This window comes from Micromonospora sp. LA-10, from assembly GCF_051853095.1.
GTDB classification, from domain to species: Bacteria; Actinomycetota; Actinomycetes; order Mycobacteriales; family Micromonosporaceae; genus Micromonospora; species Micromonospora echinospora_A.
On record NZ_CP195710.1, the window covers coordinates 2,839,480 to 2,865,497 of the forward strand.

The following is a 26,018-nucleotide window of genomic DNA, read 5'->3' on the forward strand; positions in this document are numbered from 1 at the left end:
CCCGCAGGTGAGCCGCCGCCGGGCCCAGGATCAGGCCCGGGCCGGCTCCTCTTCGGCGCGCGGCGTGGCGTCCCCGGGCCGCACCGACGGCAGGCGAAGGCAGGCGACCAGGCCGATCAGCAGGAACCCGGCTCCGGCGAACGCCGCGTACCGGGTGGCGTCGGAGAACGCCGCCTTCGCCTCCTCGGCGATCGGCGCGGTACGCGGGTCCGCCTCCAGCCCGCCGATCGCCGCGCCGGCGCTCTCCTTGACCGCGCTCACCACCTGGTCCCGCTGGGCCGGGTCGAGTCCGGGCTGGTCGGCGAGGCGGTCGCCGAGCAGTCCGCCGAGGCCGGCGAAGAGCACGGTGCCGAGCACCGCGATGCCCAGCGCGGAGCCGACCTGCCGGGCGGTGCTCTGCAGGCCCGAGCCCTGGCCGCTGCGGCGTACCGGCACCTCGGACAGGGAGACCCCGGTGAGCTGGGCGGTGGCCAGGCCGACGCCGACGCCGTACACGAAAAGGAAGCCCACCGGCGCCCACCAGCTGGTGTCCGGCGCGACCACGAACCCGAGCCCGGCGACGCCGACCAGCTCGGCGGCGACACCGAGCTGGACCACCCGGGCCGCGCCCCAGCGCTGGGTGAGCGGCGCGCCGAGGCCGCTGGCCAGGAAGCTGCCGACGGCGAGCGGCAGCAGCGCCAGGCCGGTCCGGAAGGCGCTGTAGCCGAGCACGTTCTGGAACCACAGCGGCAGCGCGAACAGCAGGCCGAACTCGCCCAGGCTGACGATCGCGGCGGCCAGGATGCCGTTGCGGAACGAGCCGATGCCGAACAGCGACAGGTCGAGCAGCGCCGGCCGGCCGGCCCGGTTGCGGCGTACCTGCTGGGCCAGGAAGAGCCCGAGCGCGGCGAGGCCCAGGATCGCGGCCACCGGCACCGGCGAGATCGACGCGGTCCAGTCCAGCCCGAACAGGCTGAACGGCCGTTCCCGCTCCCACCAGCCGTAGGTGCGGCCCTCGATCAGCGCGAAGACCACGCCGGTCATGCCGATCACGGAGAGCAGCGCACCGGGCAGGTCCAGGCCGCGCTCGGCCCGGTCGTCGCGGGACTCGGCCACCAGGACCAGCGTCGCCACGATCACCGCGAGGCTGACCGGGACGTTGATGCCGAAGGCCCACCGCCAGGAGTACGTGGTGGTGAGCCAGCCGCCGAGCAGGGGCCCGAGCGCCGCCGCGCCGCCGATGGTGGAGCCCCAGACGGCGAACGCGATGCCCTTCTCCCGGCCGGTGAAGTTGGCGTTGAGCAGGGAGAGCGAGGTGGGCAGCATCATCGCGCCGCCGATGCCCTGGAGCACCCGGGCGGCGATGAGCGTCTCGCCGGAGCCGGCGAGCGCCGCGAGCACGCTTGCGACGACGAACACGGTGACGCCGACGAGGAACATCCGCCGCCGCCCGGACCGGTCGGCGAAGCGCCCGGCGACCAGCAGCAACGCGGCGAAGACCAGGGTGTACGCCTCCTGCACCCACTGCGCGTCGGTGGAGGTGATGTCCAGGTCCCGGATGATCTGCGGCACCGCGACGTTCACGATGGTGGCGTCCACGATGATCATCGCGACGCCGAGGCTGATGGCGAGCAGCCCGAACCAGCGTCCCCGTCCGTCGCTGCGCATGTGCGGTCCCCTCTATTAGCTAGATTTTCTAGCTAACCGAGCTGCTAGCTTTATCCCATGGAGGGGGTGCCGTCAACCGGGGAAAACGTGCCGGGTCCGCCGCCGAGCAGCGAGGCCTCCCGCGCGCTGCGCGACGTGCTGCGGATCGCCGGTGACACCCGGGCCGCGCTGGCCCGCCGCCTGGGCCTCAACGCGACCGACGCGGCGGCCATCGACCACCTGGTCTCCAGCCCGGAGCCGCTGGGCCCGGTCGAGCTGGGCAACCGGCTCGGCATCCGGTCGGCCTCGGCGACCACGCTCGTGGACCGGCTCGTGCAGGCCGGTCACGTCGCCCGGTCCCCGCACCCGTACGACAGGCGGCGGCTCAGCCTCCAGGTGACCGAGAGCGCCGTCGGCGAGGTGCTGGAGGCGCTGCGCCCGCTGCTCGTCGGCGTCGACCGGGCGGTCTCCCGGCTCACCCCGGAGCAGGCCGAGGCCACCGCGGCGTTCCTGCGCGAGGTCACCGACGTCATGCGGGACTACGTCGCCACCGCGCCGGACGAGCCGCCTCGGGCGCGCGCCGAACGCGGCTGAGGGACTTCTCAGAAATTAGTTTGGGCCCTGATGATTCGGGGGCTAATCTGACAGCCGTGAATCCCGGGCCCCTCGTACGCTTTCCCGACGCGCTGCACCACGCGCCGCTCGGCCGGCTGGTCTCGATCGCCGGCCACGTCGTCGAGCAGCACTGGGGGCGTTACCTGGCCGAGCACCACGGCCTCACCTCCGCCGGCATGCGGGTCCTGATGATCCTCCTGCGCTCCGGCGAGGCCAGCCACCGGGACATGGCCGAACTCTGCTTCGTCCGGCCCGCCACGCTCACCGGCATCGTGGACACCCTCGAACGCGACGGCTTCGTCAGCAGGCGTCGCGCGGCCGAGGACCGCCGCACCGTCCGGCTCGCCCTGACCGACAAGGGCGGCGAGCACGCCCGCGCCATCATCGACATGATCCACAGCGATCGGCCACTGACGTCGGTCGACGCCGACCCGGACAAGCGGGCGGTGATCCGCGCGTTCCTGATCGAAATCATCACCGGCATGTCCGACGGGGACCTCCGTCGGTTGAACCGGGACAGCGAGTCCGACACCGAGCCGCCAACGGGGAGCCATCCGTGTTGATCCGCCTGCTGCGCACACATCTGCGCCCGTACCGACGATGGCTGGTCGCCGTGGTGGCGTTCCAGTTCGTCGGCACCATCGCCTCGCTCTACCTGCCCAGCCTGAACGCCGACATCATCGACCGCGGCGTCGCCGTCGGCGACACCGACCAGATCCTGCGTACGGGCGGCTGGATGCTGCTGGTCAGCCTGCTCCAGATCGCCTGCTCGATCGCCGCCGTCTACTTCGGGGCGAAAACCGCGATGGGCTTCGGCCGCGACGTACGCGGCTCGATCTTCCGGCGGGTGAACAGCTTCTCCGCCCGCGAGGTGGCCCGGTTCGGCGCGCCGTCGCTGATCACCCGCAACACCAACGACGTCCAGCAGGTGCAGATGCTGGTGCTGCTGAGCTGCACCATGCTGGTCGCCGCGCCGATCATGAGCGTCGGCGGCGTGGTGATGGCGCTGCGCGAGGACGTCGGGCTCTCCTGGCTGGTGCTGGTCTGCGTACCGGTGCTCGCCGTCGCGCTGGGCCTGATCATCCGCCGGATGGTGCCGGGCTTCCGGCTCATGCAGACCCGGATCGACACCGTCAACCGGGTGCTGCGCGAGCAGATCACCGGCATCCGGGTGGTCCGGGCCTTCGTCCGCGAGCCGTACGAGACCGACCGCTTCCGGGTGGCGAACACCGACCTGACCGCCACCGCCCTGCGGATCGGGCGGCTCCAGGCGCTGATCTTCCCGATCGTGATGCTGGTCCTGAACGTATCCAGCGTCGCGGTGCTCTGGTTCGGCGCGGCGCGTGTCGACTCCGGCCAGATCCAGGTCGGCGCGCTGACCGCGTTCCTGCAGTACCTGATGCAGATCCTGATGGCGGTCATGATGGCCACCTTCATGCTGATGATGGTGCCCCGGGCCGCCGTCTGCGCCGAGCGCATCGAGGAGGTGCTGGACACCGACTCGTCGGTGGTGCCGGCGCCCGACCCGGTCACCGAGGTCACCGGCCACGGCGAGCTGGAGCTGCGTGGCGCCGGATTCCAGTACCCGGGCGCGAGCGCGCCGGTGCTGCACGACATCTCGTTCCGCGCCGAACCGGGCCGGACCACAGCGATCATCGGCTCCACCGGCGCCGGCAAGACCACACTGCTGACCCTGATCCCCCGTCTGGTCGACCCGACCGCCGGCGCCGTCCTGGTCGACGGCGTGGACGTGCGGGAACTCGCCCCGGAGGAGCTGTGGCGGCGGATCGGGCTGGTGCCCCAGCGGCCGTACCTGTTCAGCGGCACCGTCGCCAGCAACCTGCGCTACGGCAACCCGGACGCCACCGACGCCGACCTGTGGGCCGCCCTGGAGATCGCCCAGGCGCGCGACTTCGTCGCCGAGATGGCGGGCGGACTGGACGCGCCGATCGCGCAGGGCGGCACGAACGTCTCCGGCGGCCAGCGGCAACGACTGGCGATCGCCCGCGCGCTCGTACGCAAACCGGAGATCTATCTCTTCGACGACTCCTTCTCCGCGCTCGACCTCGGCACGGACGCCCGGCTGCGGGCCGCCCTCAAGCCGGTCACCGCGGACGCGGCGGTGGTGATCGTGGCCCAGCGGGTCTCCACGATCGTCGACGCCGACCAGATCATCGTGCTCGAGGACGGGGGTGTCGTCGGGATGGGACGACATGAGGAACTGCTGGAGAGCTGCCCCACGTACGCCGAGATCGTCGCGTCGCAGCAGACGGCGGAGGTTGCAGCGTGAGCGCGAGGAGTGAGCCGGGGTTGCGAGCCCCGCAGTCGCGAACGAACGGGGGCACAGCGTGAGTGGGAGGAACGGCGGCACGCCGCCGGTACCGCAGCAGAAGAACGAACCGGCACGACTACCTCCGGCCGGACGCCGGCCGGGCGGTGGACCGCCGCACATGAACATGGGCATGCCGGCCGAGAAGGCGATGAACTTCGGGCCGTCGGCACGCCGTCTGCTGGGGCGGCTGCGACCGTACCGGCTCCAGCTCACCGGCGTGCTCGCGCTGGCCCTGGGCAGCGTCGGGCTCAGCGTTATCGGGCCGAAGGTGCTCGGCCACGCCACCGACATCATCTTCAGCGGGGTGATCGGCCGTCAGCTGCCGGCCGGCACCACCACCGAGGCGGCGGCGGAGGCGGCCCGCGCCGAGGGCAACGGCAACTTCGCCGACATGCTGGCCCGGATGGACGTGATCCCCGGCACCGGGATCGACTTCGCCGCGCTGGGCCGGGTGCTGGCGTTCGCTGTGGTGCTCTACATCGGCGCGAGCATCCTGCAGTGGGCGCAGGGCTGGGTGCTCAACGGGGTGGTGCAGCGCACCGTGCTGAAGCTGCGCGCCGACGTGGAGGACAAGCTCAACCGGCTGCCGCTGCCGTACTTCGACAAGCAGCCCCGGGGTGAGCTGCTGAGCCGGGTCACGAACGACATCGACAACGTGTCGCAGACGCTCCAGCAGACGCTGAGCCAGTTGCTCACGTCGCTGCTCACAGTCGTCGGCGTACTCGGGATGATGTTCTGGATCTCGCCGTTGCTGGCGCTGGTCGCGCTGGTCGCGGTGCCGCTGTCGGTGGTGGTCACCAGCCAGATCGCGAAGCGGTCGCAGGGCAAGTTCATCGCGCAGTGGAAGCACACCGGCGAGCTGAACGGCCAGATCGAGGAGGCGTACACCGGGCACGAGCTGGTCAAGGTCTTCGGCCGGCAGAAGGAGGTCGAAGCCGCCTTCCACGCCAAGAACGAGGAGCTGTTCCGGGCCAGCTTCGGCGCGCAGTTCGTCTCCGGGATCATCATGCCGGCGATGTTCTTCATCGGGAACCTCAGCTACGTCGCGATCGCGGTGGTCGGCGGCCTGCGGGTGGCGTCCGGCTCGATGAGCCTCGGTGACGTGCAGGCGTTCATCCAGTACTCGCGGCAGTTCACCCAGCCGCTCACCCAGGTCGCCTCGATGGCCAACCTGCTGCAGTCGGGGGTGGCGTCGGCCGAGCGGGTCTTCGCGGTGCTCGACGCCGGCGAGCAGAGCCCCGACCCGGCCGAGCCGGCGCGGATCGCCGACCCGCACGGGCGGGTCGAGTTCGAGCATGTCTCCTTCCGCTACGACCCGGAGAAGCCGCTCATCGACGACCTGTCGCTGGTCGCCGAGCCGGGTCACACGGTGGCCATCGTCGGCCCCACCGGCGCGGGCAAGACCACGCTGGTCAACCTGGTCATGCGGTTCTACGAGCTGGACGCCGGCCGGATCACGCTGGACGGGGTGGACATCTCCACGATGCGCCGCGACGACCTGCGCGGCCGGATCGGCATGGTGCTCCAGGACACCTGGCTGTTCGGCGGCACCATCCGGGACAACATTGCCTACGGGCGCCCGGACGCCACCGAGGAGGAGATCCTCGCCGCCGCCCGGGCGACGTTCGTGGACCGGTTCGTGCGCAGCCTGCCCGACGGCTACGACACCGTGATCGACGAGGAGGGCAGCAACGTCAGCGCCGGGGAGAAGCAGCTCATCACCATCGCCCGCGCGTTCCTGGCCGAGCCGTCGCTGCTGATCCTGGACGAGGCGACCAGCTCGGTGGACACCCGGACCGAGGTGCTGCTCCAGCGCGCCATGGCGGCGCTGCGCTCGGACCGGACGAGCTTCGTCATCGCGCACCGGCTCTCCACCATCCGCGACGCCGACCTGATCCTGATGATGGAGCAGGGCCGGATCGTGGAACAGGGCACCCACGACCAGCTCGTCGCCGCCGGTGGCGCGTACGCCCGGCTCTACCGGGCGCAGTTCACCGGCGCGGTGATCACCGACGAGGTTCCGGCGCCGGCCCCGGCCGGCCCGCCGAACGGCATGCGTGCCGGCGCCGGCACGCCGGTCGGGAACTGACGTGGACCCGGCCACCGGCCCGACACGGGCCGCCGCCCGGGTGCCTTCCCGGCACCCGGGCGGGCCGGAGTCAGCCGGACGGGAGCAGCCCGGCCGACCGGCTCGCGACCACCGCGCCGACCAGGCCCACCGCCTCGGCGGCGGGCATCGGATCGAGCACCCGGCCGTCGCGCAGACGCAGCGAGACCGACCCGTCGGCCGCCTCCCGGGGGCCGATCACCCCGGTGTACGGGATGCGCCTGCGGGCCGCGTCGCGGATGCGGGAGCCCAGCGAACCGGCGTGCTGCACCTCGGCCCGCAGCCCGGCCGCCTCGGCGCGGCGGGCCAGCCCGGCAGCCGCGTCGGCCTGCGCCGCGTCGACCGGGAGCAGCAGCACCTGCACCGGGGCGTACCAGGCGGGGAACGCGCCCCCGTGCACCTCGATCAGGTACGCGAACAGCCGCTCCATGCTGCCCACCAGGCTGCGGTGCACCATCACCGGCCGTTTCCGGCGGCCGTCCGAGTCGGTGTACGAGAGGTCGAACCGTTCCGGCTTGTCGAAGTCGAGCTGGACGGTGGAGATGGTCGACTCCCGGCCGGCCGCGTCCACGATCTGAATGTCGATCTTCGGGCCGTAGAACGCGGCCTCACCCGGCGCCTCCATGACGTCGACCCCGTCGAGCGCCGCGCGCAGCAGGTCCTCGGCCCGCGCCCAGCTCGCGTCGTCGCCCACGTACCGCTGACCCGGCCCGCGCAGCGACAGCCGCAACCCGGCGGGACGGACGCCGAGCGCGGCGTGCGCCTCGCCGATCAGCCGCAGGATCTCGCGGACCTCGTCGCCGACCTGGTCCAGGGCGCAGAAGTTGTGCGCGTCGTTGAGCGAGATGGCGCGCACCCGGGACAGCCCGCCGAGCACCCCGGAACGCTCCGCCCGGTACATCCCGCCCAGCTCGGCGACGCGCAGCGGCAGCTCCCGGTAGGAGCGCCCGCGCGCCCGGAACACCAGCGCGTGGTGCGGGCACAGCGCCGGGCGCAGCACGAACTCGTCGTCGGCGCTCAGCCGCATCGGCGGGAACATGTCGTCGGCGAAGTAGCCCAGGTGCCCGGAGAGCTCGAACAGCTCCCGTTTACCAAGCGGCGGCGAGTAGACGTGCCGGTAGCCGGCCCGACGCTCCAGCTCCCGGACGTACTCCTCGACGGCGTGCCGGGCGGCGGCGCCGTCCGGCAGCCAGATCGGCAGTCCGGCGCCCGCGAGCGGGTCGGAGACGAACAGCTCCAGGTCCCGGCCGAGCCTGCGGTGGTCGATCATGTCGCTCTCCTTGATCGGGTACGACCCGGAGGCGAGCGGGCCCGGAACGCCGCGAGGCCCCGGAGCGGATCGCCCCGGGGCCTCGTCGACGGAAACGTCAGTGCGGCGCGCCGGGAACACCCGGCGTCGTGGTCACTACCGCGCTGCGCATGCCCCGAACGTAGACGCGCGGACGCCACCGGCGCACCTGGATTTCGGAGAGAGGGTGCGGGTCGCCGACACGGGACCTGTCGGCGACCCGCCGCGGCGTGGGCATCGGGAACGGGGGACCCGACGGCTCCGGTGCCGCGTCCCGCCAACGGTACGCCGCGATCCGTCGATCCGCCGCCCCGCCCTGTGGCCTCGCCCACCCGTCACCTCCGGCCGGGTCGGCTCGTTTCACACCTACGGCCCGTCGGTGTCGTCTGTCACCGCCAGGTGGGGCCGGTGGTGGTGACGCCGGACACGGCGTCAGGCTCGATCCGGTCGAACGGAGAACTCCGGCGAGGTGGCGGTCGTGGCCGAACTCATCTCTGACGTCGCGTCGCCCATGTGGGCGTACGCGCTGCTGCTGACCCTGCTGATCGCCGACGCCTTCGTTCCGGTGGTGCCGACCCAGCTCGTCATGATCACCAGTGGGGCGCTGACCGTCTACGGCGGGCTCAGCCTGCCGGTCACCATCGCGGTCGGCGCGGCCGGCGTCTTCATCGGCGACCTGGCCTGCTACCTGATCGGCCGCACCACGCCCACCCGCCGGGCGGCACGTGCCACGCCACGCGGACGGGCGCGCCGGGCCGTCACGCGGGTCACCCGCGGACTGCGCGAGCCGGGGCCGCTGGTGATCCTGCTCTGCCGGTTCGTGCCCGGCGGCCGGATGGCAGCCTGCTTCTCGGCCGGCCGCAGCCGCTACCCGTACCGCCTCTTCCTGCCCTACGAGGCGGCGGCGGCGCTCGCCTGGTCCAGTTACGGCGCGCTCGTCGGCCACCTGGGCGGTACGGCGCTGACCCACTCGGCGTGGCGGCTGCTGCTGATCGGTGGCGTGGCAGCGGCCGGGTTCGCGCTGGCCGGGTGGGCGATGACCTGGATCAGCAGCGCCCGGCAGACCCGGGCCGAAGCCGCAGCCGACTCAGCCGGCAGCTGACGCGCAGGCAGGCGCGTTGACCCACCTCGCGTATAAGTTTTGTTTATATTGACCGGGGGTGGGAGATCAGACTTCATCCCGAGGTCGAGCATTGGTTCCTGGACCTGTGCGCGAGTGAGCCGAGCACCGCTGACCTCGTCAGCGAGGCGCTCGATCTACTGGCGGAGCACGGCCCCGCACTGGGCCGGCCACTGGTCGACCGGCTCAAGGGCAGCTCATATCACCACATGAAAGAGCTACGACCAGGTTCGAGCGGCGCCTCGGAGGTTCGGATGATCTTCGCGTTCGACCCCTCCCGTGAAGCCATATTCCTGGTGGCCGGAGACAAGGCGGGGCAGTGGCAGAGTTGGTACCGGCTCGCCATCCCGTTGGCGGACGAGCGTTTCCAGGAGCACCTGATCAACTTGAAGGAAGAACGGCCATGAGTGGTGGGGCGAACTGGCGCGACGTCAAGGCGAAGGCAAGAAGTGTTGATCCCTCATGGGACGACAGCGACCGTGTGGCCCGGCGGGGACAATTCCGAGAGCAGATGCTGGCTTCCGTCACCGGCGCGCAGCTGGCGGAGATCCGCAAGCAGCTGGGCATGACCCAGGCTCAACTGGCGGAAGCGGCGGGCTTGTCTCAGGCACGGATCAGCCAGATCGAGAACGGCGAGAGTGTCAGCCTGGAGATTCTGCGCGCCTACGTGACCGGACTGGGCGGACACCTCGATGTGGTCGCCCGGATCGGGAACATCCGACTGGACGTAGCCTGACGCGTTTCTCCGGGTAGCGGTAGGGGACCACCCGGGTAGTGAAGTGGGTGGCGGTCCCGGATCCGTCTCGGGCGGTTCCGGCGACAGGCTGGCCGTATGCCTGGAACGCGGAGAAGCGGCCTGCTGGCCCTCGGCGGGATCGTCCTGGCGGCGGTGCTCGCGACGATCGGTCACCTCGGGGTGAGCGACGACCTGGATCCCTGGTCGCTGACCGTGAGCGACTTCGCCGTCTCCGATCGGGGCGGCGTCATCGACACTGCGATGGCGGTGCTCGCGGCGGCCAGCGTGGTGCTGCTGCCGGCGCTACGCCGGGGCGGTGCGGGCCGGGTGCCGCGCGCGCTGCTGACCGCCTGGTCGGCCGGGCTGCTGGCCGCGGCTGTGGTGCCCACGAACGAGCCGGGTACGCCCATGGACACCGCCGCCTACGTGCACCGGTACGCCTCGGTGCTGTCGTTCCTGGCCCTGCCGGTGGCCGGCTGGCTGCTCGCCCGTCACCCGGTCACCGGAGCGGCCGCCTGGCTGCGCGGCCTGACCGCAGCCAGCCTGGTGCTCGCGGCCACGATGATCTGGTCCGCCTACCTGGGTGATCGCGCCCTGCTCGGCCTGATCGAGCGCCTGCTCATCCTGACCGAGACAGGCCTCCTCACCACCCTGGCCCTGCACCTCACCCTGACCAAAGTCGTCGATCATGCAGTTGTGACCCCGCACAGGCCGGGCATACCGGTCGGATCAGGGGCCGCAACTCCATGATCGACGAACATAAGGCGAGGGAAGGAGGGCGCGGTTACTCCAGCTCGTGGAGCATGAGCTGGCGGGCGGCCTCGGTGATGGAGCCGGACAGGCTCGGGTAGATGGTGATGGTGTGGGCCAGCTCGTTCACGGTGAGGTTGTTCTCCACCGCCATCGTGATCGGCAGGATCAGCTCGCTCGCCTTCGGCGCCACCACCACGCCGCCGATCACCTGCCCGCTCGCGGGCCGGCAGAACAACTTGACGAAGCCGTCGGCCAGGTCGTCCATCTTCGCCCGCGCGTTGCCGGACAGCGGCAGCATCACCTGGCGGGCCGGGGTCTTGCCGGCGTCCACCTCGTCCTGGGAGACGCCGACCGTCGCCAGCTCCGGGTCGGTGAAGACGTTCGCCGCGACGGTACGCAGCCGCAGCGGCCGGACCGCCTCGCCCAGCGTGTGCCACATGGCGATCCGGCCCTGCATGGCCGCGACGCTCGCCAGCGGCAGCACGCCGGTGCAGTCACCGGCCGCGTAGATGCCGGGCACGTTGGTACGGGAGACCCGGTCCACTGTCACGTAACCACCCCGGGCCAGCTCCACGCCGTACTCGGCCAGGCCCAGGTCGGAGGTGTTCGGGATCGAGCCGACCGCGATCAGCGCGTGCGAGCCGGTGACCTGGCGGCCGTCGGAGAGCACGACCTCGACCCCGTCCCCGACGCGGCGGACCGCCTCGGCGCGGGAGTTGTTCAGGATACTCATGCCCCGGTTGCGGAACACCCGCTCGATCGCCATGGCGGCGTCGGCGTCCTCGTGCGGCATGACCCGGTCGCGGCTGGAGACCAGCGTGACCTTGACGCCCATGGCCAGGTACGCGCTGGCGAACTCGGCGCCGGTGACGCCGGAACCGACCACGATCAGGTGCTCGGGCAGCTCGGGCAGGTCGTACACCTGTCGCCAGGTCAGGATGCGCTCGCCGTCCGGTACGGCGGTGGGCAGCTGGCGGGGGGTCGCGCCGGTCGCGACGAGCACCGTCGACGCGGCGATCGAGTACTCCTCGCCGCCGCCGGCCGGGGTGACGATCACCCGGTGGGTGTGGCCGAGCGTGTCCTCGCCCAGCCGGGCGGTGCCGGCCACGAACTCGACGCCGGCCTTGACCAGCTTGGTGTGGATGTCGGCGGACTGCGCCAGGGCGAGCCGCTTGACCCGCTCGTGCACCGCCCGCGCGTCGACGGTGACCGCCTCCAGGCCGTCGGAGTGCACGCCGAACTCCTCGGTGTCCCGGTAGCCGGTGACCACCTCGGAGCTGGCGATGAACGTCTTGGAGGGCACGCAGTCGGAGAGCACGCAGGCGCCGCCGGCCCCCTCCGCCTCGACCACCGTGACCTCGGCGTCCAACTGCGCGGCGACCAGGGCCGCCTCGTACCCGGCCGGCCCGCCGCCGATGATCACGATCTGGCTCACAGAGCCGTCCCTTCGTCGAAACTCACAGTGACTTTCTTCTCCCCGTCGGGTTCGACACGCACTGTCGTATTCTCCCCCACCCGCCGGCCGGGCTATCGTCGTCGCCGTGCGTCTCTACGCTGCTTACGGCTCAAACCTGGACCCGGCCCGCATGCGCGCCTACTGCCCGCATTCGCCGATGGTGGGTACCGGCTGGCTGGAGGGGTGGCGGCTCACCTTCGCCGGCGAGGACGTCATCGGGTGGGAGGGCTCGGTCAGCACCGTTGTCGAGTCCCCGGGTGACCGGGTCTTCGTGGCGCTCTACGACATCCACCCGTACGACGCCGCGCAGCTCGACGAGATCGAGGGCGTGACCGCCGAGACGTACCGCCGGCTGACCGTGCGCGTCTCGACGCTCGACGGCGACGTGACCGCGTGGGTCTACGTGTTCGACGGCTACGAGGGCGGGCTGCCCACCGCGTGGTACCTGTCGGAGCTGGCGAACGCCGCGGAGAAGGCGGGCGCGCCGGACGACTACGTCACCGAGCTGCGGTCCCGCCCCACCGGCACCGCGTCCGCGTAGCGCGTCTCCCACACCCACAGTGTGCGCCGCGCGGCCGCACCCGCGCTCGGCGACCCCGGTACGAGGGGTGCCGGGTCACACCCGCGAGGCGGGCACGCTCCGCTCGTACATGTCGACCCAGCGCTCCTCCACCAGCCCGACGGAACGGTAGAGCGTGACCGGCGCGGTCGGGTTGGCCAGGTCGACGCCGAGCCCGGCCCCGGCGCGGCCCTTCGCCGCGTAGACCGCGAAGGCCCGGCGCAGCAGCGCCGCGCCCACCCCGCGCCGCCGGTACGCGGGCAGCACCGACAGTGTCCGCACCCACCCGAGGTCCTGGTCGAGCGCCTGGTCGGAGGACTGGAGCGCGCCGGCCGGCTCGCCGTCGACCTCGGCCAGGAACCACTCGTCCCAGACCTTGCCGTACGAGGGCAGCAGGTCTCGCCACTGCTCGAAGTCGAGCGGGTCATGATCGGGCGTGTCCCGGAACGCGGTGTCGTAGATCCGGTGGAACAGCCGCAGGTCGCTCTCGTCGTCGGCGCGCAGCGGCCGCACCGTCACCCCGGGCGGGGGCGCCGGCTCGGCGGGCAGGTCGGCGAGCGAGCGGCTCATCCGGATGTAGCGCTTGAGCCGGGTGAACCCGGCCTCGGCCAGCTCTCCCGCCCAGCGGGTCTCCGGCGCGTAGACCCCGGCGCGGGCGGTGAGCGCGGGCAGGCCACGTTCGGCGGCGCGTTCGGCGACCCGCTCCAGCAGCCGGGCCAGCAGCGGCGCGCGCAGGTCGGCGCCGCGGTCGGGGTCGACGAGGACGTCCACCCACTCCCGGCCCACGCCGCTCGGGTTGGCCAGGATCGACCAGGCCACCGCCGTACCGTCCGGGTCGGTGACCAGCCAGGAGTCCCGCGCCGGGTCGACGAACGGCGCGGTCAGCGCGGACCGCACGTCCTCGTCGTCGAAGTCGGGGTAGCCGACGGCGAACGTGTCGGCGGCGTGCACCACCGCCAGGATCGCTGGCACGTCGTCGAGGGTCGGGCGGCGGGCCGACCAGCCGGCGGGGAGCGTCACGGGCCAGATCCTGACAGCCGCAGCGGCGGGGCCGCCTCCCATTTATCCGCGCCGGGCGCGCTGCCGCGCGGCACCGAGCAGAACCAGCAGTTCCGCGCCCTCGGCCGCGCTCAGCACGCGGAACGCCGCCGACGCCAGGCGGTCGGTCACCGCCTCGGCCCAGAGCCGCCGTCGCACCAGCGGCCCGACCGGCGGGTACGGGGGCGCCCAGCCGCACGCGGCCGCTCCCGCCTCGCCCTCCGGCCCGGCCAGCACCGCCTCCAGCGGTGTCAGCCCGGCGGCGCGCACCGCCAGCAGGTACGCCCCGGCGAAGTGCTCGCGCAGCAGCAGCATGCCGACCGCCGCCCGCGCGCCCGGCGAGGGGTCGGGCACCGGCATGGCCCGCCAGGCGGCGAACAGCGGCATGCCGCTGCCGTCGGCCGCCTCGACCGCCCGGCCCAGCAGCGCGGCGAGCCGGGACGACTCGGCACCGTCACCGAGCCGGGCCGTGCCCCACCGGCAGCACTCGGCGAGGTTGGCGGTGGCCACCTCCAGCGGCGGGACGGTCCGCGCGGCGGCGTCCCAGCCGTCAGTGACCGCTTCCGGGGCGATGAAGCCCAGCGCCGCGGCGACCGTCTCGGCGCGGACGTCACCGAGCGCCCCGGCCCGCCCGGTGATGTAGAACGCCCACCCGGAGATGCCGAGGAGCCGCGCCCGCCGCAGCGTGGACGGGCAGCGGTTGAACGCCTCCCCGAGTTCGAGCACCAGCGGTTTGCAGGCGGCGGCGAGTTGCTCTGGAGTCATCGGCGGCCCATCGCCGTCAGTCCACCGTGGCCATTCATCACGCTCAGTCTGCCTGTTCGTCACCGGTGTCGGCATCCCCCTCTTCGGCGTCGAGCGCCTCCAGGACGGCTTCCACCTCACCGGCCCGGCGGCGGGCGGCGGTGACCGCCCGTTCCGCGCCCCGGCGGGCCAGCCGGGCCCGGCTCAGCTCCTGCTCGGCCACCGCGCGGCGACGCTCCAGCTCGGCCAGTTCCGTCTCGATCCGGTCCAGCGTCGCGGCGCCGTCGCGCTCGGCCGCGTCGGCCTCGGTCAGCTCCTTCTCGGCCCGGTCCAGGTCCGCGCGGGCCCGGGTCAGCTCGCGGGTCGCGGTCCGCCGCCGCCCGGCCCGTTCGGCCCGCGCCGCCCGCTCGTCGCGGGCCCGGCGCGCGTCGGCCCGCTCGGCCGCCCGATCGGGTACGACGGGCGCCTCCTCGCCTCCGGTCACGAGCCGCAGTTGGGGGCGGGGCACCTCGCCGAACCCGGCGTAGTGGCTGGCCCGCAGCAGCCGTCCGGCGCGTACCTGCTCGGCCACCTCGGTGTCCGACAGCGCGGCGTTCAGTGTCGCCTCCACCTCGCCCAGCGGCAGCTTCCCGGCCGGCGGCGCGGCGGGTTCGGCGGCGGCCAGGCGGCGTACCTCCGCGACGAGCGCGCCCACGACGGCGCGCCGCTGCGCGGACAGTTCCCGCAGCGTGCCGCCGCGCAGGTCGCGCTGCGCGGCGCGCAGCGACTCGGCCAGCTGGGTCAGGTCGGCGACCAGCTCGGGCCGGCGGATGGCGAGCAGGTTGACCAGCCAGGCCGCCACAGTGGGCCGGCGCAGCTTGCCGATCTCCCGGGCGGTACGCGGGTCGCCGGACTGCCGCGCCTGCGCGACGGCGGCGTCCCGGGCCGCGACGAACCGGTCCGGCGGCGTGGCGTACAGCCGCCGGATCACCTCCGCGGGTACCTCGGCCATGCTCAGGCGTCGATCCGGGTGCCCGGCTCCAGACGGCGGTAGTCGGTCTTGGACAACGCGGTGTACTGCCGGTCCAGCACGCCGAGGCCGTTGTCGTTGAGCAGTGCGTCGTGCAGCGCGTACGCCCGGCGCGGCGCGACCGCGCGGATGAAGTCGACCACCTCGGAGAACTTCGACCAGGGCGCGTGGATCGGGGCGAACAGCGTGTCCACCTGCACGTCGTCGGGCACGAACAACGCGTCGCCCGGGTGGTAGACCACGTCGGCGAAGAGGTAGCCGATGTTCTGGATCACCGGGATGTCCGGGTGGATGACCGCGTGCTGCCCGCCGTACGCCCGCACCGGCACCCCGGCGACGGTGAACGACTGTCCGGGCTCGACCGTCACCAGCGCCTCGGCGGCGTCGCCGAGCACCCCGGCGAGCGATGCCGGGCCGTGCACCGGCACGGGCCGCCGCTCCAGCGCCCGGGTCAGCGTGCCGACGTCCACATGGTCCGGGTGCTCGTGGGTGATCAGCACCGCGTCCGCCCCGTCGAGCGCCGCCGGATCGCTGAAGACACCCGGGTCGACGACCAGCACCGCGCCGTCGTGCTCCAGCCGCAGGCAGGAGTGGGCGTACTTGGTCACCTGCATCGTGACTCCTCGAATACCGAATCGTGATGTCCTCAGCGCAGTCTGCCGGAACCGGCGCGACCACGCGTCACGTCCGAGGTATCGGTCCCGGTGGTCGGGGCCGTCGACGATCGGAGTACGGGGAATGGGTGGACGACGATTCCGGGGCCTTGCCCTGGTGGCGGTGAGTATGGTCGCGGCGCTCGCGGTGGGCGGCTGCGGCGCGGGCGGGGACAGTGGCAGCGACTCCGCCCAGCCGGCCATGGACGGCGGCGCGGCGCGCGAGCAGCCCGCGGAGGGCGGCGCGGACGGCGACCAGGCCGCTCCCGGCGGCACCGGCGGCGCGGACCTGCGGGTCGACCAGCGGTCCATCATCTACACCGGGACGATGCAGGTCCGGGTGGACGATGTGGAGACCGCGGCGCGGGAGGCGGTCACCGCGGTGACAGCGGCCGGTGGGTTCGTCGGCGGCGACCGGCGGACGAGCCGGTCCGCCGAGGCCCGGGCGACGCTGACCCTGCGGGTGCCGGCGGACAAGTTCGCCGGGGTGATCGACCAGCTCGCCGGCCTCGGCCGGCAGGAGCGCCGGGAGATCCGCACCGAGGACGTCACCGAGCAGATGGTCGACCTGGATTCCCGGATCGCCACCCAGCGGGCGCGGGTGGAGAGCGCCCGCAAGCTGCTCGCCCAGGCGAGTTCGGTGGACGAGCTGGTCCGGCTGGAGAACGAGGTGGGCACCCGTCAGGCGGACCTGGCCGCGCTGGAGGCGCGCAAGCGCCGGCTGGCGGACCTGACCGCGCTGTCCACCATCACCGTGACGTTGCTCGGGCCGGACGCCAGCACCGCCGAGGAGGAGGCCGACCTGGGCTTCCTCAGCGGGCTGGACGGCGGCTGGACGGCCTTCCGAGCCTCGGCCCGGATTGCGCTCACAGTGCTCGGCGCGGTGCTGCCGTTCGCGGTGGTGATCGGCGTACCGCTGTGGTTGCTGCTCCTGTGGCGGCGCCGGCGGGCCCGGCGGACGCCGCCGCCCGGCCCGGGCGCGATGCCGCCGCCGGGCCTGGGCCCGATGCCGCCGGGCCCGGCGGCGCCGGCCGACGGTCCGGTCAGCGCGCCGCCGCCAGTGCCCGCAGCGCGGTCTGGACCATGAGGCGTACGCCCGCTTCGATGGCGCGCTCGTCCACGTCGAACGAGGCCCGGTGCAGGTCCACGTTGGGCCCGCTCCGGCCGACTCCGAGGCGGGCGAGCGCGCCGGGCACGTGCTCCAGGTACCAGGAGAAGTCCTCGCCGCCCATGCTCTGCGGCGTCTCGGCGATGCCGTCAGGGCCGAGCGCGGCGGCGGTGGCGGCGGTGAGCACGCCGATCGCGCGGGCGTCGTTGGTCACCGGCGGCCGGCCGCGCAGGTACTCCAGATCGACAGTGGCGCCGGTGGGGGCGAGCACGTCCCGCACCACCTGAGCCACGATCTTGGGGGCCTCGTCCCAGGTGTCGCGGTCCATCACCCGCAGCGTGCCGGCCGCGCACGCCTCGGAGGGGATGACGTTGTAACGGGTGCCGGCCGAGGCGTGGCCGAACACCAGCAGCAGCCCGCTGTTGGCCGGCACCCGGCGGCTGATCAGGGTCGGGACCTCGGTCACCAACCGGCCGAGCGCATCCACCAGGTCGACGGTCAGGTGCGGGCGGGCGGTGTGCCCGCCCGGGCCGGTGAGCCGGACGGTGACGTTGTCGGCGGCGGCGGTGATCGGGCCGACCCGCAGGCCGACCTTGCCCACCGGCAGGTTCGGGTCGCAGTGCAGCGCGAAGATCTGCGTCACGTCCTCCAGGCCGCCGGCCTCGATGACCTCCAGCGAGCCGCAGGGCAGGATCTCCTCGGCCGGCTGGAAGATCAGCCGCACCCGGCCGTCGAGCTGGCCGATGTCGGCGAGCTGGGCCAGCAGCATGCCGACGCCGAGCATCACCGAGGTGTGCACGTCGTGGCCGCAGGCGTGGCAGACGCCCTCCACCGTCGAGCGGTACGGCACGTCCTTCGGGTCGTCCAGCGGGAGCGCGTCGATGTCGGCGCGCAGCGCGATCACCGGGCCGTCCGGGCGCCCGTCGATGTCGCAGATGACGCCGTTGCCCTTCGGCAGCAGGCGCGGCTTCAGCCCGGCGAGGGACAGCTCGCGGTGCACCAGGGCGGCGGTCTCGAACTCCTCGCCGGACAGTTCCGGGTGGGAGTGGAGGTGCCGGCGGGTCGCGATGAGGCCGGGTACGCGCAGCGCGAGGAGATGGTCGAGCTCGAAGGGCAGGGGCTGGGAACCGGTCGGCGCCTCGGGCCGGGACGACGCCAGCGGGCCGCCGGAAGGCAGCGTCAACGCACTCGTCACGTCGAATTCTCGATCACTAGAGATGGATGGATCATCGGGTAGAACAGCAGACAGCCTAGACCTCCGGCGGTGACGCTGCGCAACATCTTTCGCGTAGCGGTCGGACCGCGCAGCGTCACGAATGCCCTGGTGAGAGTGCTCGAATATCTGCGGGACAGCAGGTAGATCACGGTCGGAGCCCGTCATCCGCGTCCCACCTCCTACAACGCGTAACCGTTTCAACGGCCACTAATATCCGGGCCGTCGTTCCGAATTGTCGCATTAGTCGCGGCAATTAACTGCCGCTCGGACAATTGCGCGACAACTGTCGGCTGCCGGAAGACTCCCGACGGTGACATGACCGCCCGGCCGTCGACCGCACAGGCTGTCCGTCCCGTTCACCCGATCCGGTTTACCCGCATCGGCGAATCGCACACGCGCGGCACCGGACGCCACCGCCCGGCAACCCGCCGTGACCGGCCGGGCGCCGTCGCCCGGAAGGGGACCAACGGTACGCCTCACCGGCCCGGTCCGCCCAGGTCAGACCGCTACCGGACGCACGACGGCGGCCCACGCCGGGCACCTGGGTGCGCCGACGGGACCGCCGTCGAAAAACCGTCAGAACCGATCGCTCGGCCGGTAGATCCCCCACACCTCGCGCAGCGTGCCGCAGACCTCGCCGACGGTGGCCCGGGCGCGCAGCGCCTCCTTCATCGGATAGAGCACGTTGGCGTCGCCCTCGGCGGCGGCACGCAGCTCCGCCAGCGCCCGCTCCACCGCGCCGGAGTCCCGCTCGGCGCGCAGCCGGGCCAGCCGCTCCCCCTGCGCCGCCTCGATCGTCGGGTCCACCCGCAGCGGCTCGTACGGCTCCTCCTCGTCGATCTGGAACCGGTTGAGGCCGACCACCACCCGCTCACCCGAGTCGATCTCCTGGGCGATCCGGTACGCGGACTGCTCGATCTCCCGCTTCTGGAAACCGGCCTCGATCGCGTCCACCGCCGAACCGTGGTCGAAGACCCGGTCCATCAGCTCGGTGGCCGCCGCCTCCACCTCGGCGGTCATCGCCTCCACCACGTACGAACCGGCGAACGGGTCGACGGTGGCGGTCAGGTCCGTCTCGTACGCCAGCACCTGCTGGGTGCGCAGCGCCAGCCGGGCCGCCTTCTCGGTGGGCAGCGCGATCGCCTCGTCGAAGCTGTTGGTGTGCAGCGACTGGGTGCCGCCGAGCACCGCGCCGAGGCCCTGCACCGCCACCCGGACCAGGTTCACCTCCGGCTGCTGGGCGGTGAGCTGCACGCCGGCGGTCTGGGTGTGGAACCGCAGCATCATCGACTTCGGGTTCTTCGCGCCGAACTCGTCGCGCATCAGCCGGGCCCAGATCCGCCGGGCCGCGCGGAACTTGGCGACCTCCTCCAGCAGCGTGGTGCGGGCCACGAAGAAGAACGACAGGCGCGGGGCGAAGTCGTCCACGGCCAGCCCGGCGGCGAGCGCCGCGCGGACGTACTCCACGCCGTTGGCGAGCGTGAACGCGACCTCCTGCGCGGGCGTGGCGCCGGCCTCGGCCATGTGGTAGCCGGAGATCGAGATGGTGTTCCACTTCGGCACCTCGGCCCGGCAGTAGGCGAAGGTGTCCGCGACCAGCCGCAGCGAGGGCTTCGGCGGGAAGATGTACGTCCCCCGGGCGATGTACTCCTTGAGGATGTCGTTCTGGATGGTGCCGTTGAGCGCCGCGCCCGGAACGCCGTTCTCCTCGGCGACGAGCTGGTAGAGCAGCAGCAGCACCGAGCCGGGCGCGTTGATCGTCATCGAGGTGGAGACTTTGTCCAGCGGGATCCCGCCGAACAGCGTTCGCATGTCCTCGATGGAGTCGATGGCGACACCGACCTTGCCCACCTCGCCGTGCGCGATCGGGTCGTCCGAGTCGTACCCCATCTGGGTGGGCAGGTCGAACGCGACGGACAGGCCCATGGTCCCGGCGCGCAGCAACTGGTGGTACCGCGCGTTGCTCTCGGTCGCGGTGCCGAAGCCGGCGTACTGTCGCATCGTCCAGGGCCGGGAGGTGTACATCGTCGGGTAGACCCCGCGGGTGTACGGGAACTCGCCCGGCTCGCCCAGCCGGGCCTCCAGGTCCTCCGGAAGGTCTGCCGCCGTGTAGAGGCCCTGGATCGGGAAACCCGACTCGCTTGACCGCGCATCGCTCATTACCGGATGGTAGGACGCGCTGACCGCCTGGTGGGTGAGGGATACCGCACACCTGGCCACGGCGAACCACCGGAGGTGAGCAACCGGACACATACCGTCGAGTAGGTAAACGCCCGCCGCGTCGGGTTTCGCATCGGGCGTCGGAACCAGCAAGATAGAGGGGTTGTGTCCCAGCCCCCTCGATATCCCCCGGTGGCTTTTCTGTGACTCAGATTCCGACGTGGAGCGGCGGACCGGCCAGTCCCCCCACGGGACGCGCGGCGCCCGGCACCACCATCGGTGGTCGCTACTCGCTGCGCTCCCCCGTGGGCAACGGAGGCATGGGCACGGTCTGGCGGGCCACAGACACATTGCTGCGCCGCGACGTGGCGGTCAAGGAGGTCGTCCTCCCGCCGGGGCTGGCCCCGAGCGACCGCGACGCGCTCTACGAACGGACGCTGCGGGAGGCCCGCGCCGCCGCCGCGATCCAGCACCCGGCAGTGGTGCAGGTCTACGACGTGGTCACCGAGGGCGGCCGGCCGTGGATCGTGATGGAGCTGCTGGACGCCCGCAGCCTCGCCGACATGGTGATCGAGGACGGGCCGGTCGCGCCGCGCGCGGTCGCCAAGATCGGGATCGCGCTGCTCGGCGCGCTGGAGGTGGCGCACGCCATCGGCGTGCTGCACCGCGACGTCAAGCCCGCGAACGTGCTGATCTGCTCCGACGGCCGCTGCGTGCTCACCGACTTCGGCGTCGCCCGGATGCCCACCGACGTGCAGCTCACCACGCCGGGCATGGTGCTCGGCTCGCCCCACTTCATCTCCCCCGAACGGGCCATGGGCCAGGAGTTCGGGCCGCCCAGCGACCTGTTCTCGCTCGGCGTGACGCTCTACACGGCCGTCGAGGGCCGTCCCCCGTTCGACAAGGGCGACCCGATCGAGACCATGCACGCCGTGGTCGAGGACCCGCCCGCCACGCCGCAGCGCAGCGGCCCGCTCACCGGCGTGCTGATGGGGCTGCTGGAGAAGGACCCGGCCCGTCGGATGGACGTGCACCGGGCCCGCGCCAATCTGCGCGAACTGCTCGCCGGGCCGCTGACCAGCACCGCCACCGCCGTCAACTCGGTCACCGACCCGTACGCGGTGGTGCCGGTGCCGCGCCCGACCACGCCGCCGGCCATCGCGGCCGAGCCCAAGCCGGGCGGCCAGATCGGCGGCCGGGCCATGATCGGCCCGGAGGAGTCGCTGACCGACCGGCTCGCCGCGCTGCGCCGCGGGGAGCGGCCTGCCGGTGAGAAGCCGGCGGCGGGCGACGCCGCGCTGGACGAAACCAGCGCTGATGCGCTGGCCGGCCCGCTGCACACCCCGACCGGCGCGATGTCCGGGCCCGCGCCCGAGGCCACCCAGCGCATCTCGCCGGACGCCACGGTCCGGCTCGGCCGGGGCGCCGGGGCGGACGCCACCCAGCAGGTGCCGACCACCCAGCCGGTCTACGGCCGCGCGGTCGACACCACCCAGCCGGTGTACGGCGGCGGCAACCAGTGGTCGGTGCCCGGCACCGGCCAGCCGTGGACCACCCCGGCCACCGCGCCGGCCGCCGCCGGTGGTGGCGGCGCGCTCGGCACCGCCAAGGGCTTCCTCGGCCGGGTCAAGGCGTGGCCGCGCAAGGTCCAGCTCGCCGCCGCCGGTGGCCTCGCGGTGGTGCTGCTGGTGAGCGTGATCGCGCTGACCAGCGGCGGCGACGACACGCCACCGCCGATCGTGGGCACGCTGCCGTCGAACTCGGCCGCCGCCGCGCCCGAGATGCAGGAGCAGACCGTCAAGGGCGTGACCATCCAGGTGCCGAAGGGCTGGCAGCGGCAGACCGGCGGCCTCTACGTCGACTACGTCGACCCGGCCGACGAGGGCCGCAAGGTGCGGGTGATCGCCGAGCCGTGGGGCGGCACCTCGATCAGCTGGGCCGAGTTCGCCTCGCGGAACCTGAACAAGAACAGCACCAAGAGCAAGAGCTGTCCCGCCCCCTACACCGAGATCTCGGTCTCGGAGCAGCCGCTCGCCGGGCAGACCGCCGGTCAGCTCGAATACACCTGCGGCGAGGGCGAGTCCATGCGTCACGGCATCTGGCGGGGCCTGGTCAAGGACGGCAAGGTCTACTCGTTCTACCTCTCCTCGACCGACGCGCGGTTCGCGGAGAGCAAGCCGATCTTCGACGCGATGGTCGGCTCGTTCCAGCTCACCGAGGCGAACTGAGTAGAGGCCGACGGCCAGTGGTGATCCGCCGCCGTGCTATCAAGAGGCAATGGCGGCGGAAACCACTGACCTTGACGACCTTCGCGTCCGAGCCGAGCGCTGGCTCGCCGACGACCCCGACCCGGCCGACCGCGAAGAACTGCGCGCCGTCCTCGACGGGCTGCCCGGCACGGCGGCGGACCTGGCCGACCGGTTCGCCGGCCCGCTGACGTTCGGCACCGCCGGGCTGCGCGGCCCGCTGCGCGCTGGGCCGAACGGCATGAACCTCGCCGTGGTCACCCAGGCCGCCGCCGGGCTCGTCCGCTGGCTCGCCGCCCAGGGCGGTGAAGGCCCGCTGGTGATCGGGTACGACGCCCGCCGCGGCTCGCGTGCGTTCGCCGAGCGCACCGCGCAGGTCGCCACCGGCGCGGGCCGCCCGGCGCTGCTGCTGCCCCGGCCGCTGCCCACGCCGGTGCTGGCGTTCGCGGTACGGCAGCTCGGCGCGGTCGCCGGGGTGATGGTGACCGCCAGCCACAACCCGCCCCAGGACAACGGCTACAAGGTCTACCTGGGCGCGCAGCTCGGCGGTGAGCTGGGTGCCGGCGCGCAGATCGTGCCGCCCGCCGACGCCGGCATCGAGGCGGCCATCCGGGCCGTCGGCCCGCTCGCCGAGGTGCCGCTCGGCCCGGCCGGGCAGACGCTCGGCGACGACCTGGTGGCCGCGTACGTGGAACGGGCCGCCGCAGTGGTGGACCCGACCGGGCCACGGGACCTGAAGGTGGCGTACACGCCGCTGCACGGGGTGGGCGGCGCGGTGCTGACCGCCGCGTTCGCGCGCGCCGGGTTCGGCGTGCCGGGCGTGGTGCCCGAGCAGGCCGAGCCGGACCCGGCGTTCCCGACCGTCAGCTTCCCCAACCCGGAGGAGCCGGGCGCGGTGGACCTGCTCGTCGCGCTCGCCGACCGCACCGGCGCGGACCTCGCCGTCGCCAACGACCCGGACGCGGACCGCTGCGCGGTGGCCGTACGCGACGCCGGGTCCTGGCGGATGCTGCGCGGCGACGAGGTGGGCGCGCTGCTCGCCGACCACCTGATGCGACGTGGCGTGACCGGCCTGTACGCCACCACGATCGTGTCCTCGGCGCTGCTGCGGGCCATGACGGCGGCCCGAGGGCTGCCCTACGACGAGACGCTCACCGGGTTCAAGTGGATCGTCCGGGCCGGCGGCGGGCGGGAGCCGCTGGCGTACGGCTACGAGGAGGCGCTCGGCTACTGCGTCGCGCCGGAGCACGTACGCGACAAGGACGGCATCACCGCCGCGCTCACCGTCGCCGAACTGGCCGCCGGTCTCAAGGCGCAGGGCCGTACGCTCCTCGACCGGCTGGACGAGCTGGCCGCCGAGTTCGGCGTGCACCACACCGAGCAGCTCTCGGTCCGGGTGGAGGACCTGCGGGTCATCGCGGACTCGATGGCGCGGATCCGGGCGGCCACCCCGGCCACGCTGCTCGGGCAGCCGGTGACCGAGGCGTCCGACCTGCTCCCCGACGCGGACGTGGTGATCCTGCGTACCGGCGCCGCGCGGGTGGTGATCCGGCCGTCGGGCACCGAGCCGAAGCTCAAGGCGTACCTGGAGGTGGTGGAGCCGGTGACCGGCGGCGACGTGCCGGCGGCCCGGCAGCGAGCGCGTGCCGCGGTGACGGAGCTGCGCAACGAGATCGCCGCCGCCCTGGGCCTCTGACCTCGGTGTAAGGAAGGGCCCCTTGTTAACGCCTGGCGTTAACAAGGGGCCCTTCCTCTACCGGAGGCGTTAAGAGGGGGCCCTTCCTTACCGCTTGCCCAGGGCGGCGTCCACGGCCTGGCCCAGCGCGGCGATGACCAGGCTGATCGACGGGCGCACCACGCTGTCGTCGAGGCTCACCGTGCCGGAGAACCCGGCGCCGGCGGCGATCTCCTCCAGACGGCGCCCGGCGTCCTCGGCGGCCGGGCCGCTGAGCCCGAGCGCCGGCTCCATCCGCAGCACCGCGACGAGCGTGGCGAGCGCGGCGGTCCGCTCGTCGGGGAGCTGCCCGCTGGTCAGCGCGTCGGCCAGGCGCTGCCGGATGTCCGCCTCGACCGAGGGGTCCGCCACCGGGTAGCGGTGCACGTGGATGAACCCCAGCTCGGTCTCCTCCACGTCCCGGACCACGCCCCGCCCGCACAGGTCGGTGAGGATCCGGTCGCGCAGCCCGTGCCGCAGCCGCTGCACCCAGGACGAGGGCGTGTGCGGGGTCTCTGCGGCGATCTTGGCAAGTACGGCGTCGGCGATCGGCTCGCCGGTCGGCGCCGGATCGACCACCACCAGGTTCCCGTCCGCGTACGCGACCCGTCCGGCCAGGGCAAGCTCGACCAGCACCGCGGCGGCCATGCCCAGGTCAAGGCTGATCCGCGGCATGGTGGCCTTGCCGGTTTCGTCGTCGTACGCGAGGAGCAGCAGCTCTTCGGCGAGCGCAACACCAGTCATGGCCCGGAACGCTAGCGCCTCCCCGCACCCCCGCGCACCAACTCGCCGGGGCAGTCCGGTTCCCGGTGCGGAGGGCGGGCCCTCCGCACCGGACCGGTCTCAGAAGCGGGGCATGCCGCCGAACTGGCGGTCACCGGCGTCACCGAGGCCGGGGACGATGAACATCCGGTCGTTGAGGCCCTCGTCGATCGAGGCGGTGACCAGGCGCAACGGCAGACCGGACCGCTCCAGCCGCTCGATGCCGACCGGCGCGGCCAGCACGCAGAGCACTGTGATGTCGGTGCAGCCGCGGTCGGCGAGCAGCCGGCAGCAGTGCTCCAGCGAGCCACCGGTGGCGAGCATCGGGTCGAGCACCAGCACCGGCAGGCCGCTGAGGTCGCGCGGCAGCGACTCCATGTACGCGCGGGGCTCGTACGTCTCCTCGTCGCGGGCCAGGCCGACGAAGCCCATCGACGACTCGGGCAGCAGGCCGAGCGCGGCGTCGGCCATGCCGAGACCGGCCCGCAGCACCGGCACCAGCAGCGGCGGGTTCGCCAGCCGGCTGCCCTCGGTGGCGGTGACCGGGGTCTGGATCGAGTACCTCTCGACCGGGAAGGAGCGCGCGGCCTCGTAAACCAGCATGGTGGTGAGTTCGCGCAGCGCCGCCCGGAACGACGACGAGTCGGTCCGGGCGTCCCGCATGGCGGTCAGCCGCGTCTGGGCGAGCGGATGGTCAATGACGTGTACGTCCACGATCGCTCAACCTACCGCTCCGCGACCCGGCGCACGGTGGGTGCGGCCCGACCAGCGACCCC

General features: G+C 72.9%; 23 protein-coding genes. 12 read left to right on the forward strand and 11 right to left on the reverse strand.

All coding sequences use genetic code 11. The annotated features are described in order from the left end of the window. Positions 1 to 30: 30 nt before the first annotated feature. Positions 31 to 1,647 carry an MFS transporter gene (locus ACSDG8_RS13205; protein ID WP_210897750.1) on the reverse strand — a complete coding sequence of 539 codons (1,617 nt, stop codon included), beginning with the start codon at positions 1,645 to 1,647 and terminating at the stop codon, positions 31 to 33. A 57-nt stretch (positions 1,648 to 1,704) separates the two neighbouring features. Between ACSDG8_RS13205 and ACSDG8_RS13210 the strand changes: the two genes are divergently transcribed. The 4 genes from ACSDG8_RS13210 (at position 1,705) to ACSDG8_RS13225 (ending at position 6,662) form a co-directional block, all read left to right on the forward strand. Continuing rightward, the gene (locus ACSDG8_RS13210; protein ID WP_210897752.1) at positions 1,705 to 2,220 is read left to right on the forward strand and encodes a MarR family winged helix-turn-helix transcriptional regulator; all 516 of its coding nucleotides are present in this window, start codon (positions 1,705 to 1,707) and stop codon (positions 2,218 to 2,220) included. A 56-nt stretch (positions 2,221 to 2,276) separates the two neighbouring features. Continuing rightward, the gene (locus tag ACSDG8_RS13215) at positions 2,277 to 2,804 is read left to right on the forward strand and encodes a MarR family winged helix-turn-helix transcriptional regulator (RefSeq protein WP_439427919.1); all 528 of its coding nucleotides are present in this window, start codon (positions 2,277 to 2,279) and stop codon (positions 2,802 to 2,804) included. After that, the gene (locus ACSDG8_RS13220; protein ID WP_210897756.1) at positions 2,798 to 4,531 is read left to right on the forward strand and encodes an ABC transporter ATP-binding protein; all 1,734 of its coding nucleotides are present in this window, start codon (positions 2,798 to 2,800) and stop codon (positions 4,529 to 4,531) included. The genes ACSDG8_RS13215 and ACSDG8_RS13220 overlap by 7 nt, the downstream gene beginning before the upstream one ends. A gap of 172 nt (positions 4,532 to 4,703) precedes the next feature. Further along, positions 4,704 to 6,662, forward strand: coding sequence for an ABC transporter ATP-binding protein (locus ACSDG8_RS13225; RefSeq protein WP_374223514.1), 1,959 nt, complete (start codon positions 4,704 to 4,706; stop codon positions 6,660 to 6,662). A gap of 70 nt (positions 6,663 to 6,732) precedes the next feature. Here the strand turns inward: ACSDG8_RS13225 and thrS are convergent, their stop codons facing one another. Continuing rightward, a complete protein-coding gene (gene thrS / locus ACSDG8_RS13230) occupies positions 6,733 to 7,950 on the reverse strand; it encodes a threonine--tRNA ligase (protein WP_210897760.1) in 1,218 nt (405 codons plus the stop codon). Positions 7,951 to 8,446: 496 nt separating this feature from the next. Here thrS and ACSDG8_RS13235 point away from each other — a divergent pair, with 496 nt between their 5' ends. The 4 genes from ACSDG8_RS13235 to ACSDG8_RS13250 all read left to right on the forward strand — a co-directional run bounded on the left by ACSDG8_RS13235 (position 8,447) and on the right by ACSDG8_RS13250 (position 10,574). Continuing rightward, complete coding sequence (locus ACSDG8_RS13235) at positions 8,447 to 9,070, forward strand: DedA family protein (protein ID WP_210897762.1); 624 nt, start codon at positions 8,447 to 8,449, stop codon at positions 9,068 to 9,070. A gap of 179 nt (positions 9,071 to 9,249) precedes the next feature. Next, positions 9,250 to 9,495 carry a type II toxin-antitoxin system RelE/ParE family toxin gene (locus ACSDG8_RS13240; protein ID WP_439428046.1) on the forward strand — a complete coding sequence of 82 codons (246 nt, stop codon included), beginning with the start codon at positions 9,250 to 9,252 and terminating at the stop codon, positions 9,493 to 9,495. Next, the gene (locus tag ACSDG8_RS13245) at positions 9,492 to 9,824 is read left to right on the forward strand and encodes a helix-turn-helix domain-containing protein (RefSeq protein WP_210897764.1); all 333 of its coding nucleotides are present in this window, start codon (positions 9,492 to 9,494) and stop codon (positions 9,822 to 9,824) included. Before ACSDG8_RS13240 ends, ACSDG8_RS13245 begins: the two co-directional genes overlap by 4 nt. A gap of 96 nt (positions 9,825 to 9,920) precedes the next feature. Beyond that, a complete protein-coding gene (locus ACSDG8_RS13250; protein ID WP_210897766.1) occupies positions 9,921 to 10,574 on the forward strand; it encodes a DUF998 domain-containing protein in 654 nt (217 codons plus the stop codon). A 34-nt stretch (positions 10,575 to 10,608) separates the two neighbouring features. Here the strand turns inward: ACSDG8_RS13250 and ACSDG8_RS13255 are convergent, their stop codons facing one another. Further along, on the reverse strand, positions 10,609 to 12,012 hold the full coding sequence (locus ACSDG8_RS13255) for an NAD(P)H-quinone dehydrogenase (protein WP_210897768.1): 1,404 nt from the start codon (positions 12,010 to 12,012) through the stop codon (positions 10,609 to 10,611). Between the two features lie 106 nt (positions 12,013 to 12,118). Here ACSDG8_RS13255 and ACSDG8_RS13260 point away from each other — a divergent pair, with 106 nt between their 5' ends. Then, a complete protein-coding gene (locus ACSDG8_RS13260) occupies positions 12,119 to 12,574 on the forward strand; it encodes a gamma-glutamylcyclotransferase (RefSeq protein WP_030501227.1) in 456 nt (151 codons plus the stop codon). Between the two features lie 75 nt (positions 12,575 to 12,649). Here ACSDG8_RS13260 and ACSDG8_RS13265 read toward each other — a convergent pair whose 3' ends face one another. The 4 genes from ACSDG8_RS13265 to ACSDG8_RS13280 are packed head-to-tail and all read right to left on the reverse strand — an operon-like array spanning position 12,650 to position 15,997. Next, positions 12,650 to 13,612, reverse strand: coding sequence for a GNAT family N-acetyltransferase (locus tag ACSDG8_RS13265; RefSeq protein WP_210897770.1), 963 nt, complete (start codon positions 13,610 to 13,612; stop codon positions 12,650 to 12,652). A 42-nt stretch (positions 13,613 to 13,654) separates the two neighbouring features. After that, a complete protein-coding gene (locus ACSDG8_RS13270) occupies positions 13,655 to 14,395 on the reverse strand; it encodes an SCO6745 family protein (protein ID WP_210897772.1) in 741 nt (246 codons plus the stop codon). 43 nt (positions 14,396 to 14,438) lie between these two features. After that, entirely contained in the window at positions 14,439 to 15,365 is a 927-nt protein-coding gene (locus tag ACSDG8_RS13275) for a hypothetical protein (protein WP_210897774.1), read from the reverse strand. A 2-nt stretch (positions 15,366 to 15,367) separates the two neighbouring features. Then, positions 15,368 to 15,997, reverse strand: coding sequence for an MBL fold metallo-hydrolase (locus ACSDG8_RS13280; protein ID WP_210897776.1), 630 nt, complete (start codon positions 15,995 to 15,997; stop codon positions 15,368 to 15,370). A gap of 124 nt (positions 15,998 to 16,121) precedes the next feature. Between ACSDG8_RS13280 and ACSDG8_RS13285 the strand changes: the two genes are divergently transcribed. After that, positions 16,122 to 17,123, forward strand: a complete 1,002-nt coding sequence (locus tag ACSDG8_RS13285) for a DUF4349 domain-containing protein (RefSeq protein WP_210897778.1) — start codon at positions 16,122 to 16,124, stop codon at positions 17,121 to 17,123. Here the strand turns inward: ACSDG8_RS13285 and ACSDG8_RS13290 are convergent. Together ACSDG8_RS13290 and ACSDG8_RS13295 are read right to left on the reverse strand one after the other, a co-directional pair. Further along, entirely contained in the window at positions 17,080 to 18,339 is a 1,260-nt protein-coding gene (locus ACSDG8_RS13290) for an amidohydrolase (RefSeq protein WP_210897780.1), read from the reverse strand. The genes ACSDG8_RS13285 and ACSDG8_RS13290 overlap by 44 nt on opposite strands. A gap of 597 nt (positions 18,340 to 18,936) precedes the next feature. Further along, complete coding sequence (locus tag ACSDG8_RS13295; RefSeq protein ID WP_210897782.1) at positions 18,937 to 20,520, reverse strand: acyl-CoA mutase large subunit family protein; 1,584 nt, start codon at positions 20,518 to 20,520, stop codon at positions 18,937 to 18,939. Between the two features lie 203 nt (positions 20,521 to 20,723). Here ACSDG8_RS13295 and ACSDG8_RS13300 point away from each other — a divergent pair, with 203 nt between their 5' ends. Beyond that, a complete protein-coding gene (locus ACSDG8_RS13300; RefSeq protein WP_210897784.1) occupies positions 20,724 to 22,748 on the forward strand; it encodes a serine/threonine-protein kinase in 2,025 nt (674 codons plus the stop codon). A gap of 49 nt (positions 22,749 to 22,797) precedes the next feature. Beyond that, positions 22,798 to 24,462 (forward strand): phospho-sugar mutase, encoded by a 1,665-nt coding sequence (locus tag ACSDG8_RS13305; RefSeq protein WP_210897786.1) that lies wholly within the window; start codon positions 22,798 to 22,800, stop codon positions 24,460 to 24,462. 87 nt (positions 24,463 to 24,549) lie between these two features. Here ACSDG8_RS13305 and ACSDG8_RS13310 read toward each other — a convergent pair whose 3' ends face one another. Both ACSDG8_RS13310 and upp read right to left on the reverse strand, forming a co-directional pair. Next, positions 24,550 to 25,224, reverse strand: coding sequence for a GOLPH3/VPS74 family protein (locus tag ACSDG8_RS13310; protein ID WP_210897788.1), 675 nt, complete (start codon positions 25,222 to 25,224; stop codon positions 24,550 to 24,552). A 99-nt stretch (positions 25,225 to 25,323) separates the two neighbouring features. Continuing rightward, the gene (gene upp, locus ACSDG8_RS13315) at positions 25,324 to 25,956 is read right to left on the reverse strand and encodes a uracil phosphoribosyltransferase (protein WP_184682012.1); all 633 of its coding nucleotides are present in this window, start codon (positions 25,954 to 25,956) and stop codon (positions 25,324 to 25,326) included. Positions 25,957 to 26,018 lie beyond the last annotated feature (62 nt).

Coding starts and splice junctions, on each gene's coding strand:
- ACSDG8_RS13210 (WP_210897752.1), top strand. CDS start 1,705: ATGGAGGGGGTGCCGTCAACCGGGGAAAACGTGCCGGGTCCGCCGCCG.
- ACSDG8_RS13205 (WP_210897750.1), bottom strand. CDS start 1,647: ATGCGCAGCGACGGACGGGGACGCTGGTTCGGGCTGCTCGCCATCAGC.
- ACSDG8_RS13285 (WP_210897778.1), top strand. CDS start 16,122: ATGGGTGGACGACGATTCCGGGGCCTTGCCCTGGTGGCGGTGAGTATG.
- thrS (WP_210897760.1), bottom strand. CDS start 7,950: ATGATCGACCACCGCAGGCTCGGCCGGGACCTGGAGCTGTTCGTCTCC.
- ACSDG8_RS13225 (WP_374223514.1), top strand. CDS start 4,704: ATGCCGGCCGAGAAGGCGATGAACTTCGGGCCGTCGGCACGCCGTCTG.
- ACSDG8_RS13250 (WP_210897766.1), top strand. CDS start 9,921: ATGCCTGGAACGCGGAGAAGCGGCCTGCTGGCCCTCGGCGGGATCGTC.
- ACSDG8_RS13280 (WP_210897776.1), bottom strand. CDS start 15,997: ATGCAGGTGACCAAGTACGCCCACTCCTGCCTGCGGCTGGAGCACGAC.
- ACSDG8_RS13270 (WP_210897772.1), bottom strand. CDS start 14,395: ATGACTCCAGAGCAACTCGCCGCCGCCTGCAAACCGCTGGTGCTCGAA.
- ACSDG8_RS13295 (WP_210897782.1), bottom strand. CDS start 20,520: ATGAGCGATGCGCGGTCAAGCGAGTCGGGTTTCCCGATCCAGGGCCTC.
- ACSDG8_RS13310 (WP_210897788.1), bottom strand. CDS start 25,224: ATGACTGGTGTTGCGCTCGCCGAAGAGCTGCTGCTCCTCGCGTACGAC.
- ACSDG8_RS13305 (WP_210897786.1), top strand. CDS start 22,798: ATGGCGGCGGAAACCACTGACCTTGACGACCTTCGCGTCCGAGCCGAG.
- ACSDG8_RS13245 (WP_210897764.1), top strand. CDS start 9,492: ATGAGTGGTGGGGCGAACTGGCGCGACGTCAAGGCGAAGGCAAGAAGT.
- ACSDG8_RS13275 (WP_210897774.1), bottom strand. CDS start 15,365: ATGGCCGAGGTACCCGCGGAGGTGATCCGGCGGCTGTACGCCACGCCG.